The following is a 16429-nucleotide window of genomic DNA, read 5'->3' on the forward strand; positions in this document are numbered from 1 at the left end:
GTAGGTAAAATATAGAAAGGACGAGACTCTAGCCTCGTCCTTTCTATATAATGTTAAAAAAATAAATCGAAATAATCCCAACCCCAAATCGGGCTTTATTCAATGAACTGTGTTAGGAGGTGTGATTATTGCACATTCATTCTGTCTTCAAAAAGAGAATGTTCAGGTAATGTTCACAGAACTGTGTTTCACAATATTTGTGTTAATAAAATAAGATAATAAGGTTTATTCCCTTGGTTGTTCCATTTCCTACTAAGGTTTAAAACCTTATTTTCAGATACATAACCTTAGTAGAAAATTATTGTTTACATCAAACTTGAACCTTATTACCTTATTAAAAGAGCTCAAAATGTGTATGGGAAATAGTATTAATAAATATATCAAAATTAACATACCAGTTCGGAACACCTAGTAGGTTGGTTAACAAATGTTTCTTTCTTTAGTTTTAAATGATAGATGTAAAACGTTTCGCCAAGGTTTTGGCATTCATCCATTTTATACGCAATGCTCGATTCGTATGGGCTTAGCTGGATTAAGAATTCGAGATATTGGATGTCGCCAGATGAGCCGAAGGTAAATATTAGCTCCCCGTTTTCCATTAGGTGATTTGAAGAGTTTAGGATAAACTCTTTGAGGGTGTTGGTTGGTAAACAAACGCTATCGTAGTAGTCCGATTTTTTAACCGATTTGCAGTACTTAGGATCGGAAAATGGGGGGTTGCCTATAATGTATCGGAATTTTTCGTTGGGCTTTAATGGGGTATATAAATCACCAGTTCTAAAGTCGATATTATTAATGTTGTTATTTACTGCGTTAGCTTGAGCGGCCTCAATGGCTGCTGGGGATATGTCGATTCCTACAACATTTGAAACTCCTTTTTTTGCCAGATATAGGGCGTAAACCCCACATCCGGTGAATAGATCGAGTACTGGGCCTTCTTCTATTTTATCTTTTACTATTTTATTAAAGAATGTTTTTGTAACATGTCCAAGGCTTGGGTTAAAAATACCTTTGCTAACGGTTAGGGATAGGTAACCAAAATAGTCTATGTTATAGTGTTCTGGATTATTTAGCGTTTTGACAAATGTTTTGATGGTTTTTTTATGTTGTAGTTTATTAAAGTTTATTTGCCTTTCAACGGGGAAAGAGTTTTGAGTCTTTTTTTGTTCCCAAACCCAATGTTCATCATGAATATTTGAGTTATTATTTGTGCTCATCCAGTAACCTTCAAATTTTCCCAAAGCAGCAATATATTTTGCTATGAAATGACCTTCGGAGGGTATTGATATATTTTTCCATATTCCAGTATATATATTATTTTGCTTTTCATTGCCGTATATGGTGTATATTCTATTTTTATCATTTGAATGAAATACACGACCTTTTATGTGCGTTCCTTTTATTTCCAGAAAGAGTATATCAACAATTTGTTTTTTCTGAGATGTTATTTCATCCTCATATTCACATGCTGATAGGTAATACCCACTATTCTTTTTTCTTTTAGCAAAAGGCCAATTAAGCCAATCGTAAATTATTGCACCCCAAATTAAACTTATAAAAGCAATTAAGGTTGTTGTAAGATAAATGGTTACAAATGCGCTCATAATTGTTTAGCTTTAAAAATTGTACTTATTATGATTTATGTGGTTATAGTTTTTGTAATTATTAAAGTATATGTTAATTTATAATTATATAATGTTGTGTATGAAGATTATTATCTAAATACTATGAATTTATGAACATTATATATAAAATATAATTTATTTCCCAAATATATGATTTCTTTTAAAGCAGTAAAAGATATTTTTAATTTAATTATGCTCTTTTTTAAACTTTAATTTCAATGTAAAACGACAAAAATATTTACGCATGTTACGATACATACCATGCTGAAAATGAGATATACATAGGATGATTTATAAAAGAGTTATATGACTGTCTAGAATAATGCTTAGCGAAGAATAAATAACCCAAATATCTGTTTATTAAATTTCTAACAAGATTATTGTGTTGAACTCACGCTAATTAATCAGTATAGTTCCTTTCTATTATCCAATTTTCCATTCACTCAATTTTTCAGTTCGCTAACTAGGTTTTTAATGCAGCCTACTCATTTAATTATGAAATAGTGTAAAGGGTCGACATTTTTGCTCCATAAATTAATTGAGCATGGATTACTCAGAGCAAAATATAAATATCAAACGTTCCAAAAAATATCATCACCTGAGCTTAGCCATTCGCCTATTAAGCATTCGACTCTTATTGTTAAACCTAAAATAGATTAGTATGAAATCAAGTCAACAGAACCGTACTCAGAAACGGCACAAAAAAACTCCTAAAAAACAAGCGAAGTATTCACGTCCTGAAGTCTACGATTTTAAAATAAATCGGATGAAGATTTACGGGAACTCTCAGGATCCGATTCCCGAACGCATCACTTTTGTCCATTTTGCAGGGAATGATTTCTCGAACAATCTTTTATTTATCGATCGCATGCCTATCCCAGACGAAGCATGGAGCTATGATAAGCACGACCGTATCTTGCGCTGGAAAGGGTTGTTCGGCGGAGGACAATTACACATATTCCGAGGTAAACCCGGAGCAATCGGCAACATCGGCTCTCCAACCAAACCAGTTGCTGTTACTGGGGGATCAAGGGCTCAGTTTCTATGCTCGGTTGCCCTCGATTGCGGGGCAGAGTACATATACTCGGGTGGAGTAGCAACGGGTCTTGCATGGGATACAAACTCCCCAGAATGGGTAAATGCCGAATGGGTAAAAGATCGTCTACTACTTACCTATACTGTAACTCAAAGCGATCCAATGCTGCCTCCTTCGTTTACGTTTGAATTCGATGATCAAGAAACTGGTGCAAAGGCATGGGATCCATCCGAAGGGAGTTTTAATGCTTCTCTTGCCCTCGGCGAGCAGGATGATCTTATGGTGTGGGATCTGGTTTTCAAATCCGCAGCAATTCCGATGCCCGATAAAGGACTGCATAAGCCAACAGGACCTGATTCGGTTTACCCGTATTGGTTGCAGGCAGTAGAAGATAGCGCGGCATATTCCATAAACGGAGTTATGGAAATCGATGACCCTGCTCCCAATGGTACATTGGTTGGAATAGATGGTTTGCGTGCTATGTCTCAGGCTACTGGTTATTATAGGGCTTCCGCTCAATCTGCTCCTTTTGGAATATTTGATGGGCAGATGGTAATAAACGGGAACCGTGTGGCTAACTCATTTATGCATGGTAAGAAACTATGCTGGGATAAACTCGACCCTGCACATCAGGAAAAAACGGGATTGCCTGCAAAAGGGTGCTTAGTGTTTAGGAGAGATGGTAACGTTGCTGTAGACAGTAAAAATAAACTTAGAATAAACCGTCTATCAGCCCACTCATCAATAGAAGCGATTAGCACTAACCGTGAATTGCATGAGGATATCTACACAAAATCAGAATCTTTGTCTCAATATCTGGCTACAAACTCCCTGAGCATAACCACGCTTACAAGCATGACTCCATACCGGAAAGATTCGGAAGGGAATTGGGAAGATGTTGTACAAGCCAGTGTAATGAAGGATTTTTACACAATCATGAGTAGTTTGATTCCTGATGACCAGTGGGATCTTGTTTTCCCTAATACTCCAAAGCCGGTTTTAACCAATGAACTTTCAGAGGTAGCAAACTCACCCGTTCCCGGAGTTGATGATCCAACGGCATGGTATCAATCGCTTGGAACGGCAGTTCTTACTCAGCAAATTGCCAGTGGTACTGATAAAAACTGCCAAAAACTCAATGGCCCAAGGGCAGTTGCGTGGCTGAAACAGGAGGTAGCAAATTCACCTGTTTACCATACGCATGGGCAGGAACTATTCCAGTATGAATGGGGCGAACTGTACTCAGAAACAAATGATTTCTTGAACGACCAAATCATAAACGCAGCTAGCTATCGGCCTCAGATTAACGACAAAAGGAACGATGCAATTGAGGATATCAATGAAAACGTTATAGCTGATAATAATTCGCCACAGGATCTAAAGCAAGGTTTGATTGATGAGGTAAACGATGCCGCCGATTATGCGCTAAACAACAACCTCTATTGGGCGTTTGCATTTTATGTATACAATACCTCACCAGCTATTCTGGCTAATATCGCTATTCAGCTCAATATTACTACAGGTTCAACGGATGGAACGGCATTGTCAAGGCTTTTGCAAACTAATATTACTTTGCTTACAGCCCTTGATCCTTCGGGATTTTTTGCAAGACAATATAATAGCACGTTAAATACATTCCTTGCTACAAATATTCTTCCGAGTATGTACGGGTTTACTGGCGATGCCGAAAACTTCGATATTATCTATGACTATTTCAAGGTTTTTGTTGATAATAACCTTGACAACGCTGATGAAGCCATAGCCAAAGCTGCCGCTGAAATAAACCAGATGATGCAGGATGAGGAATTCGAAGAAATGCTTCAAGCCTCAATTGAAACAATTGATGCAATTGCCGCTACAATCCAAGAAACAATGTCGCTGCCATACGTATCGGAAAAATTCTTTACTTGGTTTGAAACAAGCTATCCTAAGTTTTATAAAACAGGAAAGGTTTTTTCGGGGCTTTTCATAAGCGCATTAGGCGGTCTTGCGATGTTCAACCTAATTAAATCCTATAAGAATTGGGATGATCTTTCAGATGAGGAGAAGTCTGAAATAGTCTATGCAACGGTTCAATTGGGGCTACAAGTAGTTTCCGCCATAGTAAAAAGGAGTGTCCGTATCTGTTCTATTTTCACAATCGACGGTATGACGGCTATGCAAAGGATTGGAGCAATTTCCAAGATAGCTTTCAAGGGCGAAACCGAAGTGTTGAACGAAGGTCTTATGAATATTTCCAACAGCACTGCTCGTTGGCTTGGAGATACTGCTGGAGCCACTGAAATGGGCGAAGAAATATCGCTATTGATGAATATTGGTGCAAACGATGTTAGGAGAGTGAGTTGGACCGAAAAGATTTTCGGGAAAAACTTGGATGAGTTTGTTTCTACCAGAATCGGACCTGTTCTGATACTTGCATCTATTGGGTTGAGCATCTACTTTGCCACTCAAGCCGATTCAGTAATATCCCTTTTCTCCGATATAGCCAATATTATTGCAGGTGCTTTGATGCTTTTTGCTATGGTTGGTCAGTGGGCTATTTCAGGCGGTATTATTGCTGCTGAAGGGATTATGTCCTACTTTATTGCGGCAGCGGGACCTTTAGCCATAATTGCGGCTTTGGCTGGTGTTGCTCTTATGATAGCAACAATGTTTATTAAAAAACCAGATCCCGTTGAGGAGTTTGTGGATGAGTATGCTGACCCCGCAGGGTTTGCTGTGAAATCAAAATGCAGCGCCATTGATTATGCTTTTCACTATGCCAACCCGGATAAATCCAACCTGATGATGATGGGAATTAAAATTACCACATGTCTCAAAGAAGCACTCAGCCTATGCTGTAATCCCAGTGGAAGCATTGGAGGCAAAAGTGCTACTGACCTACCCGAGTGTGTATGGCAGGTTACCACAGATGGCCTTGGAATGAGCCAGATACAAACGGTTGCAATGCCTGAGGGTGACACTATGCCAGTTCCGCTATACCTAAGCTTTATGAGCGATAACTCAATCAGCTTTCAGGCTAAGATGTCAACATCCGATACACAATCACAGGATGCACCTATCATTGTAAGCCAAACATGGTTATCCACACCCAAGGACGATGCAGACCTTACAAGCGATAAAAACTATCTTGCCTCTCTCAACATCACTCTCCAGCCAGTTAAACCAGATGCAAACGGAGTTTACGATCCCAAAAACGCATTCGGATATATGAGTTTCAATGGCAATGGGGTACAATGGGTATCTAAAACAACAGATAATAGCACTCTGTTTTGTCTCTCGATGTCTGGAATTGCCCCAAATTTTATGACTATGCACAGTGTAAACTTTATTACGGGAACAATTCCATCTGCACAGGAGACTTATGGGCCTATGTTTGGAGTTATGCCAAGCACACCTATGACCTATGCCAACAGCGGCGATCCCCTTCCAGCGTTCCTAACCTTTTCAACCCAAACAGGGTGCTACACCCCAAATGGTCATGATAAGGCAACTCCCGAAGGGACAACTAAAAACACGATAAGTGCAAAGAATACACTAGGTAACGAATCCGTTGATTTCAATATCGTAATTGCAAAAACTATTCAGCAGAGTTGATGATATATGTTTCCCCGGTAAATGCACATGCTTCTACCGGGGAAAATTCAACTTTATTAATTCACGTTAGTTCGATGTAAGATGTTATTGGCTACGCCGAATTAGCTGCGCTGAGCTCACTACGTTCGGTTCGCAAGCTCGGTTCTGAGCAAAGCGAAGGATCTAACGGTCTATAAAGCAGATACTTCACTTCGTTCAGCATGACAAAGCAATAATCTAATACTATGTTTAGGATCAATATGTTATACTTATATCGAACTCACATTAATTCATAAATTACTTAGAAGATAAACTTATGACAACGTACCAACAATATCAAGCTAATTTTGCCCAAAGCCTTAAAAATTCAGTAAAGAACTCAAATGTTGAGGCAAAGGATAAATCAATACCCGATAAGGTTATCAACGAGCTAGTGGCGTTGATAGATTCCTTACCTTACTATGGAAACCCGGACTGGAAAACGGCTCATCGAGCACCACTTGTAAATTTCTTTGAATACTACCTTCCCGATAAGTCAGTTGCCGCACCTTCACCCGACAAGGGTTTTGGGTATGTTACCACCTACCAGTACCAAGGAAAGTACAAAAAATACAGGGATGTTTTTTATGGCAGTATTTCGCTAATCAGTATGGCATTGAGCCTTAAGCAGTGGTTTGGAACAACTAATCCGCAATTTGTAACAGAGAATTGGAACAAATATGCCGTGGCTCTTCTCACAGATGCAATTCGGAATACACCTAAGGTAGATGTAGATATTAATAATTCTAAAGTAACAACAGACCTTTCCAATTACAATAATTTGCTTATGCCATCCTTATCAGCAAGTTTTCTTGTTGTTTTTGAATCGGGCTACTCACCAACTAGCAACGCGCTTAATGCAATAATCGCGGCTAATGACCTTGCAGCCGCATGCACAGCACTAAACAAAGCAATTCTCGAAGGTGAGTTTACTGCAAACATCAATCAGGCATTATCTATAGGTGGAGATAGTGCTACAGCCGCCACATGGTTTCTTTTCAACCTATGGATAACGCTAACCGCATTGGGCTATAGCGATGTTAATGCAGCAATCAACAGTTATATGTCTGCAGGCCTTAATGTACCATTAGAGGTAAGCCCAACTAAGTGGTGGACTGGAAGCTATAGGAGTTGGTATGCATCCCTTTCAGGTTCGGATATCAAAGCCAATAATATAACTGCTGGAATGCCTGTGGAATCGGTTACCTGCTACATGATGTCGCCTTGGCCAGATTCATCGAGCTATGATATCCCTAACGGCTATAGCATAAGCTTTTGCGAAGACGGTGATTTAAGTTATTATAATTAACGTGAGTAAATGAATTTATACCGTAGATCGTGGTATGAATAACCGATGAATATAGTATTTCACAAATGGAAGAGTAACTTGGAAGTAAGGGGGTGAAGTTCCCCCTTATTTACTTGATTTTTTATACTACCACAAAAACGAAGATTGGAATTACTTTCTAATCTTCGTTTCAACCCAGTTTGAATTTAGCAGCTATGCTTAGTATTTTTATTTATTGTAATGGTATCTACAGCTATAAATTAAAATTTCTTGATCAATGACTTGGTATACTAGTCGATGTTCTCGGTCGATATGTCTTGACCAAAAACCTGCCAAATCATACTTTAAAGGTTCTGGCTTCCCTATACCTTCATTAGGGTGTCTTTGAATGTCTTTGATTAGCTCATTTATCTTTTTGAGCATTTGTTTGTCCTCGCTTTGCCATGATGTATATTCCTCCCAAGCGTTCTTAGAAAATACAATTCGCATCATTCTTTAATGAGTTTTTCTCGAACTATTTTTCCATTTTTCATTTGTTTTATTGAATCATAAAGCCTATCCGCATTTGCTTTTGAACTCAACAAATGAAGTGTTTCCATGATGGAGTTGTATTCATCCAACGACATCATAACCGCACCTTTTCCTGTTCCCCTCTTGATAATGAGTGTTTCATTATTATTCTCCACATTGTCCAGAAATTTCTTGAGATCTGTTCTGAACTCTGTAAAATTAGCTGCCATCATAATCAATCGTCTTTAAGTTATTCATTAAGTACAAATATAAGTACTTAAATAGTAACCTACAAAAAAATCTAATGTTTTTTTTAAAAAAGAGATGAAACGTTTCCACGCTAAGTTTCGGTTGGGAGCAAAGAACCGCTTCTTTGTCCCTCGATAAAAAGCAACCTAAGATACTAAAAACATTGATATCCGCATATCTGCCCAACTGAAATTTAGCGTGTGTTACCGCCAGTGTATTTATTTGGTAATCTTTATTCTATCAACTTTTTAACTAATATATCAACATCAGTATATGGATTCAATTCATAGCATTTTTTACTTTTTAGATTTGGGTCATTCTTTATTTCTTCACGAAGCCATTTGGCGTTTTCAAATGCTCTCTTTAGGTTCTCTGGTTTTAATAAAATATTCATCATGCTTAATAGGTCTTCACTGCTGTTACTTTTCTTGTAGTTTTTTAAAGGAGTATTAACTCTAATATAGCCTGATAAACAATCAAGACCTTTGCATCCATTTTCGGAATTACAATCTAAGGGAATTCCTTTATTATTCTTACATTCACTTGATTTAAAAGGGGACTTATTTTTCTCGAAGTGCAATAAAATCCAGTGCTCAAATGAACGACTTGTGAACCCGATTTGAACTTTTTTATTATTTACTAATTCATTTGCTTTTACATATGCCTCTTTATGATGAGAGTGACCATTTTTGTCAAATACAGCCCAAAGCTCCTCATAAAGTTCTTGTTCTTTTTCTATAAGTTGAGCTTGTGCAACATACCTTAAAGGAACTGCCTTTATTGTTTGATATTTTTCAAATCCAGATTCATCGCCATATAGATATTTACATAACTCCATTAGCACATTTTGCTCCCTAATTTTACGTTTATTGGGATTGATGAATGGCCGCTTTTTTCTTTTTCCTAATTCAGTGGAAGATGGAAGTGAAATGTCATTAGGAATTGTTTCATTGTCTGAAATATCTATTCTATCCCAAATACCTTTACTATAAGAAATATTTAAGGCATTATATTGAAAGTAATCATGTTCTGTTTTGGTGCCTTCGCAAACAATGAGAATGCTCCTACCCAATTTCCTTTTTGCCATTTTTAACTATTGAGTTTAAATTATTGACATAAGGAATAGCACCAAATTTACCTCCTAAATACCATTTTTCAAAAGGAATATCTTCTCTGACACCATCAAAATCTTGAGCTGAAAATAACTCAGTTTCACCAAATGTATTTTTTTGAGTAAACCAGATTTGGTCTGAGCGAAATTCTTTATTTAATAAATAAGTTTCATGAGTAGTGAATATAAGTTGTGCATTACTTTGATGATTAATTTGAAAAAATCGAATTAATAAACTTGATAATAATGGATGTAAACTACTATCTAGTTCATCAAAAAATATTACGCCTCCTTTATTAAGCACTTTTACAATTAACCCACCTAGAGCAAATAACTTATTAGTTCCGAATGATTCGTGAATAAATGGCAAAGCATGTGTAGTTACAATATTTTGATTCTCATAAACATTATGTTCACCAAATAGTACTTCATTCCTTCGTACTCTATTAATTGATTTTTTGTCATCAATTAAAATAGTCTCCGTTTCGTTTATTTTTTTGTTCGGGTCAATAATTAGAGATTGAATTTGAGTATCTGCTTCATAAATTAGCTTTTCTATTTGTTTTACTAAAAGTTTGTTTTCGGGATTTTGTAATTCCTCTTTAATGTAATCAGATAAACGTCTAACCCAACTACTTTCAGTAACATTCCAGATTTCTAACTCATTGAAATAAGTATATACTGGAGAAATAGTAGTATGATAATTTTCTGCTTTCCCAAAAATTGAAAGCAGAGGTATTTTTTTATAAATTTCATACTTTTTGTAATTGAAGTTCTTTCCTAATTTAATTATGTGAATGTTTTCGTCTTTTTCAGATTTTTCTTTCCCTCTTTTGAAGATTTCTTGTGGTTTTTTAAAGGGGAAATGATGCAAAGACTCTTCAATTATCTCATTTTGGTTGAATACAATCCTATATTGGTATTTATGTTTCTCTTTGGTTAAGAATATGACTTCGAATTCAACAGGTTTATTTGATGAATTTATATTAAACAAATATGGGTCATAAGCAGGAATAGGTTTATCAATTGAGATTTCTTTTGTATCTATTATGAGTTTTCTTAATTCAAAAAGTGCATGAATAATATTTGATTTTCCTGAAGCATTTGCTCCATAAATTCCAACAGACTTTATGAGTTTTATTGAACTACCGTTTGCTAGATTAACATTGAATATATTAGTAGACTTGCTTCGTGCACTACTTGCAATCATTGTAAATAATTGCTTTTTACGAATTGAACGAAAATTCGAGATTGAAAATTCTAAAATCATACCTTTAAGTTTTACTTGGTTCAATTATTATGTAAAAATACATACTTTAAAGATACAAAACAAACTTGATGTGGTTTTTGTTGTAGATATTTTGTAGATATCTTCAGATTTGGCAATCTGGGTACATTGGCGGTAACGTTTGCCGCTAAGCACAGACAGGGAGTTAAAAACCGATTCCTTATCCATCGTTAACGGTTATGCTAAGTTAGGAATAACTTTCGTATCTGCAAATCAAGCCCTGATTGGGTTTAGCGGCTGTTAGGGACTGGTGTTTATATTTCATCTATAATAATTGTTATCTTCAAAACTATTTCACAAAGAAAGAAAATGTGAATTTCTCTTCTTTCATTTTTTTTGTTTTATCTAAATAACTTACATTCCAATTATATTGAATCTTACCTCTTTTTCTGCAAGCAACATCAATTATCCCACATTTCAAGTCTTTGTCAAAGTTTATCCAAAGAGTGTCATTCTTGTCTATAAAAAAGAAATCTGGGAATCTAGATTCATCATAGTTTTTTAAATAAAGACTTATTCTTATGTCTTCATTCAATGATACTGTGTCTTTACTTGTCTTTACAATTACATTTGAAGTATTCTTGTCGTTCATACAAGAATAAAGAAACCAAGAAATCAAAAGAATCAATGTTATATTTTTCATCGTATCGCAGTAAAAATGTCTTTTTTGTTTTCTTATCATTAAATACACTATTCATAAAGTTAAGTTCAAAGTACACTTGCCCCTAACTTATTTATACATATACCAAAAGTATATATACACATTAAATTTTAATGGATATGTACACCTTTTAGTATTTCCTATATTCAAAGTTAATCATTTTTACAAATTACCCAAAGAACTTCTATCCATCTAATTGCTTTGGTTGCCTTAGTTCAAACTTTGGGGTATTTTTCTCACTACTCTCCAATTTTTCCATTCACTCAATTTATCGGTTTGCTAACTCGGTTTTTAATGCAGCCCACTCATTTAATTATGAAATGGCAGTATGTAGATGCAAATTTGATAGATAGAATTTAAAGGAATAACCTTCAAAATAAAAAAATATCAAGTTGTTCCCGTTCATTCAATAACGGGAGGAGCAAACCGAAAAGCCTTAAGAGTAGGGAAAATAAATACTTCAAACAATGACACTAAAAGTAATGACATTCAATCTGGCTAATTACGATAATCATGGTGATTGGCCCACTCGCTTAAAAATGTTTGCAGACATTATTGCCGAGAATCAACCTGATATCAGCTCTTTTCAGGAGGTGAGATTCAACCCAAACAATGAGACTACCCAAAAGTCATATCAGAATATGGGCGAACAAATTCTTTATGAACTGAACCAACGAGGAATTTATATGGGAAGCAGTATTCTAAGTCAGCCCGTGATGTTCTACCCCGAGGGTACCTATTATTCATACCCTGTAAAATCTCCCAATCCAGGTTCCACACCGATATGCGATTGGGAAGGGCTTTCCATAGTTTCCAAAGCCACTCCTATAATAACTGGCACCCGCTTCCTTTCCATTGTGAATAAAAGCGATCCTAACAAAAGAAGCGTTAAGTATATTACACTAACAACCTCATCGGGAGAAACGTTGTACATTTTCAACTGCCATTTTTCATACGACCTTAAAAGTTTTAATAAGAACATGGAAGAAACGGTTGAATATATGAAGCCTTTTATGCAATATCCATGCATGCTCATGGGTGATATGAACCAAACCGATGAGAAAGATGCATTTGACCTATTAAGGAACAATAGGTTTTACGATGTTTGGAAAAAACTTAGACCAGGTGAGGATGGCTTTACAGACCGAACCGCACCTCAAAGGATCGATTATATATGGGCAAACTTTGATGGTTTTAAATCAATAGATCTCGTTGGTACTGTTCCAAATAAAGATAATATTTATGCCTCGGATCATTATGGGCTTATAGCAGAAGTAAGTAGTTTAAGTTTGTTATAGGAAATGTAGTAATATGTATAGCTATTTGGCATGATGATGGAGTGATGGAGCGGTGGAATAATAGAGTACTGGAATACTGGAAGATATAAGCAAGAATCTTACCTCTTGTTATCCATTATTCCAGTATTCCACTGTTTCTTACGTTGAACTCGCTTTATATCACATTAAATCTTTTAAAGATTTCATCGCGGTTCTCTTTGTTTACAGGAATTTGTTTGTTGCCAATAATGAGCATGTTACCCATAAAACCTGTAACACATGATATATTTACAATGTAGGAGCGATGAACCCTTATAAACATATCATGGGGGAGTTTGTCTTCGAAATTTCTCAGGACACTGGAGTAAATATATTTATCTGTTTTTGTATGTATAAATGTATAGTTGCTATCCGCCTCAAGCCAAAGGATATCTTGTAATTCAACCTTATTATAATGAGTATCCTTCTTTAAGAAAAGTGCGCTAGGTGTTTTTACAGGCAATTCTAAATTCTCGGTCTGTTCTTTTGATATCTCCCTCTCATTCTCATAAAAATTAAACAGTGCCATCTCAATTGAAATACGAACCTGATTATCGTTGAAAGGCTTCAATAGGTATGCTGAAGGCTTAGTTTTGCTAACCTTTTCGATAGTACTTTCATCGCTCAAAGAGGTTAGGAATATAAATGGTAGGTGAAATTTTTTGTTGATCTCCTGAGCCAAATCGATACCAGTTTTACTACCATATAAAGCAATATCAATTAATACAATATCAACCTCATTACCGTTAAGACACTCGATTGCCATATCAACATTATCAACAACCTTTACCACTGCATACCCCATTTTCTGCAAGCGGAAAGCAATATCCTCGGCAATTATTATTTCATCTTCAACAATGAGTATTTTCACCTTGCTCATGCTAGTTTTTTTGATAGTTTTCAAGGTTTAACGTAATCCTCCAAAGGCATCCTTGATTATAGGAGTATGAAATTTCTCCTTTTAGCTGTTTAGTAAGCGAGTGAACTAATTTTAGACCAAAACCGTTAGATTTTTCAAACCCTTCTGGCAGCCCATTTCCATTATCGGCTATATTTAAATATACTTTTTTATTTTCTTCGGATAATTCAACAATCAGCTCAAGGGGCTTATCCTCGGGTTTTGCATATTTTAATGTATTTGTGATTAATTCATTGATAATTAGCCCAAGAGGGATTACCCAATCAATATGAAGGTAAACCGGAGCAAGATTCATGGAGATGCTAACTTTTTCGCCAAAGCTATATATCAGATTATCGACCAGCTCCCCGATATAACTCTTGAGATTCACCTGCATATCCTCATTATCCCTATAAAGCTTCTGATGGATCAGTATAAGCGTATCGATACGATGTCGTGTTGCTTCCAAGGCGCTTGACAAGGCTGGTTCTGTTGATTGCCTTGCCTGTATGTTGATAAGGCTGGCCACCATTTGTAAATTGTTTTTCACCCTATGGTTAAGCTCTCTTAGCAATACAGCCTTTTCCCTTTCCCTTTTTTCGATAATTACATTTTGCTCTGACACTCTCTTAAATGCCTTTTTACGCTGTCGATAAGCAAGTTGTAGGAAGATTAAAAGAGTAATAAGCAGAATTGTTCCCGAAGAAAGAATAAGCAGCAGTTTACGCTTGTTATTGTCCTCCTTTTTGAGGAATTGAATACTGGCCTCCTTCTTATCTAACCAATACTGGCTATGTAATTGTTCTACCTTTCTTACATTATTGATATTAACCAGACTATCATGATATACTTCATATTTTTTACGATAGAAAAGCGACTTATCAAACCGATGCTGTTTTTCATAAAAAAGAGATAAATCATTGCTGATGTCGCGAATTTGTTCTTTGAGCGTACCCTTTTCTGCCATATTCAGACTTGCTAACAATAACTGCTCGCCCGATACAGTCCTTCCCTCATCAATATATATTTTAGCCAGTTGACTTTGATATACCGAAATGGAATACAAATCTCCTAATTTGTCCAGTATACTAATTGAATTTATGAGTTCCTGCTTTGCCATATCTATCTGGTTTAATTTTATATGTACCAGACCCAGATTACCTAAAGCATACCCTTGTATTAATTCTTTTTTTGAATGTTTTAAATGTTGATTCAATTGCAAGCATTCATTCAAACAATAAGAAGCGCTATCGTATTTTTCCAGCAAACGATAGGTTTCTCCTAGATTAATCAATGCAAATGTGGTGTTTGCAATGTCGTGTCTTTTTCGGAAAATGGTTAACGCTTGTTTTATATATTGAGTTGCGCTTGTATAGTTTTTATCGTTAGTAAAATGTGAACCGATCTGTAAAAGTAGGGACGCTGTTTTTTTTTCGAGACCTAACCCATCATATATTCGCAGAGCCTCAAAGGAGGCTTTTATTGCTTCTGGATAATTGCCTAGTTTTCGCTGACAAATACTCAAATGTTCGAAAGCTAAAGCCTGCTTTTTTTTGAGATTTTCTCCTGTGGCTATTTCTAGCGCCTCTTTTGCATACGTTAAACCCTCAAGAGGCTCATCAAACTTTGATAAATTAAGAAGCAGATTAAACCTGTCGCTATCGCACTGCGAAATAACTAAAAGTTTTTTAAGACTATCAGCCTTGGGCCTATTCTGAGCCCAAAGTGCATAGTTTAAATTACAAACTATCAATAAGATTGTAACAATACGGAGCTTCATAAATTAACGTGAGTTCGATACAATAATTTTATTAAAAATTTAATAATCAAATACTTATAAACACAATAATTGTGGATGGAATGGTGGAATATTGGAATAATGGAAAACAAGAGGTTAGATTCTTGCTTGTATCTTCCATTTCTCCATCATTCCAATATTCCATTAGTATGAATAAATTAAATTGATTGATATATAGGTTAATATATTGTTTATTACAGCGAAATAATGCTAAATCAACTGTTACAATCAGTCATCGGATGTGTTGGCAATTAAAGGATCAACCACGGTTAGCAGAACCTTTTTAGTGTTAACATTCACTATTTTGAATGCAAAATGATATTGAAGGTTATGGTGTAGACTGATTTTTTCGACGGTTTCAAACTCAAAGCTACAGATGCTAAGGTTCTTACGTGGGTAAAGAAGCCTACCATCAGTAATTATACTATAATCAGGGTTTAGTTTGAATATCTTTTCCCAATCGCTCAGAGTAGGTATATCGGTTTGAATCATTGAAAAAATAAGGGTTGCGGAATTAGGATCGATTATATAGGATGAATCTGATTTAGAATCGCATTTAATAATAAATTTATATTTGGTGCTTTTTTTTAGATTTAATATATAGGGAAATGAAGTAGTTTTAGGGCTTTCAATCAGGCAAAAGCAATCAGCATTCAGAGGTTTATCTCGCAAACCATAACCATTATCTTTTTTAAAAAAGTTTATTAGCTTTTCGGTGTCAACAGTGATTAATACATTTTCCATTTTTCAAACAAATTAATAGGTTAGATTAAAATCATTTAACAAGCATGTAAAGTTACTAATTTATAGAAACACGCTAATTGTGCTAAATATACTATCTGGCGTTTTCGCGTTTTAATTTATAGCAAATAGCAAATAAATCTAATGGCTTTTTCTTTTCTAACAACAAAATAAAATATGCCTATAAAAGTATAGCAAATACCTATAAAAAAGAGAAAAATGTGTTGGAATTATATCTTTTTGCACAATAAAGATCTATATTGAGCATTCTGGATGCCTTTAGGCATATATGA

General features: G+C 35.6%; 12 protein-coding genes. 3 read left to right on the forward strand and 9 right to left on the reverse strand.

Going from position 1 to position 16429, the window contains the following annotated elements:
* Window positions 1-386 precede the first annotated feature (386 nt).
* Window positions 387-1604 carry a methyltransferase gene (locus HOO91_00630; GenBank protein NOU16049.1) on the reverse strand — a complete coding sequence of 406 codons (1218 nt, stop codon included), beginning with the start codon at window positions 1602-1604 and terminating at the stop codon, window positions 387-389.
* Window positions 1605-2286: 682 nt separating this feature from the next.
* Between HOO91_00630 and HOO91_00635 the strand changes: the two genes are divergently transcribed.
* Both HOO91_00635 and HOO91_00640 read left to right on the forward strand, forming a co-directional pair.
* On the forward strand, window positions 2287-6258 hold the full coding sequence (locus tag HOO91_00635; protein ID NOU16050.1) for a hypothetical protein: 3972 nt from the start codon (window positions 2287-2289) through the stop codon (window positions 6256-6258).
* Window positions 6259-6553: 295 nt separating this feature from the next.
* Window positions 6554-7585, forward strand: a complete 1032-nt coding sequence (locus HOO91_00640; protein ID NOU16051.1) for a hypothetical protein — start codon at window positions 6554-6556, stop codon at window positions 7583-7585.
* 207 nt (window positions 7586-7792) lie between these two features.
* Here HOO91_00640 and HOO91_00645 read toward each other — a convergent pair whose 3' ends face one another.
* The 5 genes from HOO91_00645 to HOO91_00665 all read right to left on the reverse strand — a co-directional run bounded on the left by HOO91_00645 (window position 7793) and on the right by HOO91_00665 (window position 11365).
* Entirely contained in the window at window positions 7793-8053 is a 261-nt protein-coding gene (locus HOO91_00645; protein ID NOU16052.1) for a Txe/YoeB family addiction module toxin, read from the reverse strand.
* A complete protein-coding gene (locus HOO91_00650) occupies window positions 8053-8307 on the reverse strand; it encodes a type II toxin-antitoxin system Phd/YefM family antitoxin (protein ID NOU16053.1) in 255 nt (84 codons plus the stop codon). Before HOO91_00650 ends, HOO91_00645 begins: the two co-directional genes overlap by 1 nt.
* A gap of 248 nt (window positions 8308-8555) precedes the next feature.
* Window positions 8556-9410 (reverse strand): RloB domain-containing protein, encoded by an 855-nt coding sequence (locus HOO91_00655; GenBank protein ID NOU16054.1) that lies wholly within the window; start codon window positions 9408-9410, stop codon window positions 8556-8558.
* Window positions 9388-10704 carry an ATP-binding protein gene (locus HOO91_00660; protein NOU16055.1) on the reverse strand — a complete coding sequence of 439 codons (1317 nt, stop codon included), beginning with the start codon at window positions 10702-10704 and terminating at the stop codon, window positions 9388-9390. Before HOO91_00660 ends, HOO91_00655 begins: the two co-directional genes overlap by 23 nt.
* Before the next feature lie 307 nt (window positions 10705-11011).
* Window positions 11012-11365, reverse strand: coding sequence for a hypothetical protein (locus HOO91_00665; protein NOU16056.1), 354 nt, complete (start codon window positions 11363-11365; stop codon window positions 11012-11014).
* A 485-nt stretch (window positions 11366-11850) separates the two neighbouring features.
* Between HOO91_00665 and HOO91_00670 the strand changes: the two genes are divergently transcribed.
* Window positions 11851-12681 (forward strand): hypothetical protein, encoded by an 831-nt coding sequence (locus HOO91_00670; protein ID NOU16057.1) that lies wholly within the window; start codon window positions 11851-11853, stop codon window positions 12679-12681.
* Between the two features lie 154 nt (window positions 12682-12835).
* On the opposite strand, the gene HOO91_00675 is transcribed toward HOO91_00670, so the two are convergent.
* The 3 genes from HOO91_00675 to HOO91_00685 all read right to left on the reverse strand — a co-directional run bounded on the left by HOO91_00675 (window position 12836) and on the right by HOO91_00685 (window position 16139).
* Window positions 12836-13579, reverse strand: a complete 744-nt coding sequence (locus HOO91_00675) for a response regulator (protein NOU16058.1) — start codon at window positions 13577-13579, stop codon at window positions 12836-12838.
* A gap of 1 nt (window position 13580) precedes the next feature.
* Window positions 13581-15377 carry a tetratricopeptide repeat protein gene (locus tag HOO91_00680; GenBank protein NOU16059.1) on the reverse strand — a complete coding sequence of 599 codons (1797 nt, stop codon included), beginning with the start codon at window positions 15375-15377 and terminating at the stop codon, window positions 13581-13583.
* Window positions 15378-15623: 246 nt separating this feature from the next.
* Window positions 15624-16139 (reverse strand): hypothetical protein, encoded by a 516-nt coding sequence (locus HOO91_00685; GenBank protein ID NOU16060.1) that lies wholly within the window; start codon window positions 16137-16139, stop codon window positions 15624-15626.
* Between the last annotated feature and the right edge of the window lie 290 nt (window positions 16140-16429).

This window comes from Bacteroidales bacterium, assembly GCA_013141385.1.
GTDB lineage: Bacteria > Bacteroidota > Bacteroidia > Bacteroidales > Tenuifilaceae > UBA8529.

Excerpts from the sequence above, each read along its gene's own strand:
- HOO91_00665 (NOU16056.1), bottom strand. The coding sequence starts at position 11,365 with ATGAAAAATATAACATTGATTCTTTTGATTTCTTGGTTTCTTTATTCT.
- HOO91_00685 (NOU16060.1), bottom strand. The coding sequence starts at position 16,139 with ATGGAAAATGTATTAATCACTGTTGACACCGAAAAGCTAATAAACTTT.
- HOO91_00640 (NOU16051.1), top strand. The coding sequence starts at position 6,554 with ATGACAACGTACCAACAATATCAAGCTAATTTTGCCCAAAGCCTTAAA.
- HOO91_00660 (NOU16055.1), bottom strand. The coding sequence starts at position 10,704 with ATGATTTTAGAATTTTCAATCTCGAATTTTCGTTCAATTCGTAAAAAG.
- HOO91_00675 (NOU16058.1), bottom strand. The coding sequence starts at position 13,579 with ATGAGCAAGGTGAAAATACTCATTGTTGAAGATGAAATAATAATTGCC.
- HOO91_00670 (NOU16057.1), top strand. The coding sequence starts at position 11,851 with ATGACACTAAAAGTAATGACATTCAATCTGGCTAATTACGATAATCAT.
- HOO91_00635 (NOU16050.1), top strand. The coding sequence starts at position 2,287 with ATGAAATCAAGTCAACAGAACCGTACTCAGAAACGGCACAAAAAAACT.
- HOO91_00655 (NOU16054.1), bottom strand. The coding sequence starts at position 9,410 with ATGGCAAAAAGGAAATTGGGTAGGAGCATTCTCATTGTTTGCGAAGGC.
- HOO91_00680 (NOU16059.1), bottom strand. The coding sequence starts at position 15,377 with ATGAAGCTCCGTATTGTTACAATCTTATTGATAGTTTGTAATTTAAAC.
- HOO91_00645 (NOU16052.1), bottom strand. The coding sequence starts at position 8,053 with ATGCGAATTGTATTTTCTAAGAACGCTTGGGAGGAATATACATCATGG.
- HOO91_00650 (NOU16053.1), bottom strand. The coding sequence starts at position 8,307 with ATGATGGCAGCTAATTTTACAGAGTTCAGAACAGATCTCAAGAAATTT.
- HOO91_00630 (NOU16049.1), bottom strand. The coding sequence starts at position 1,604 with ATGAGCGCATTTGTAACCATTTATCTTACAACAACCTTAATTGCTTTT.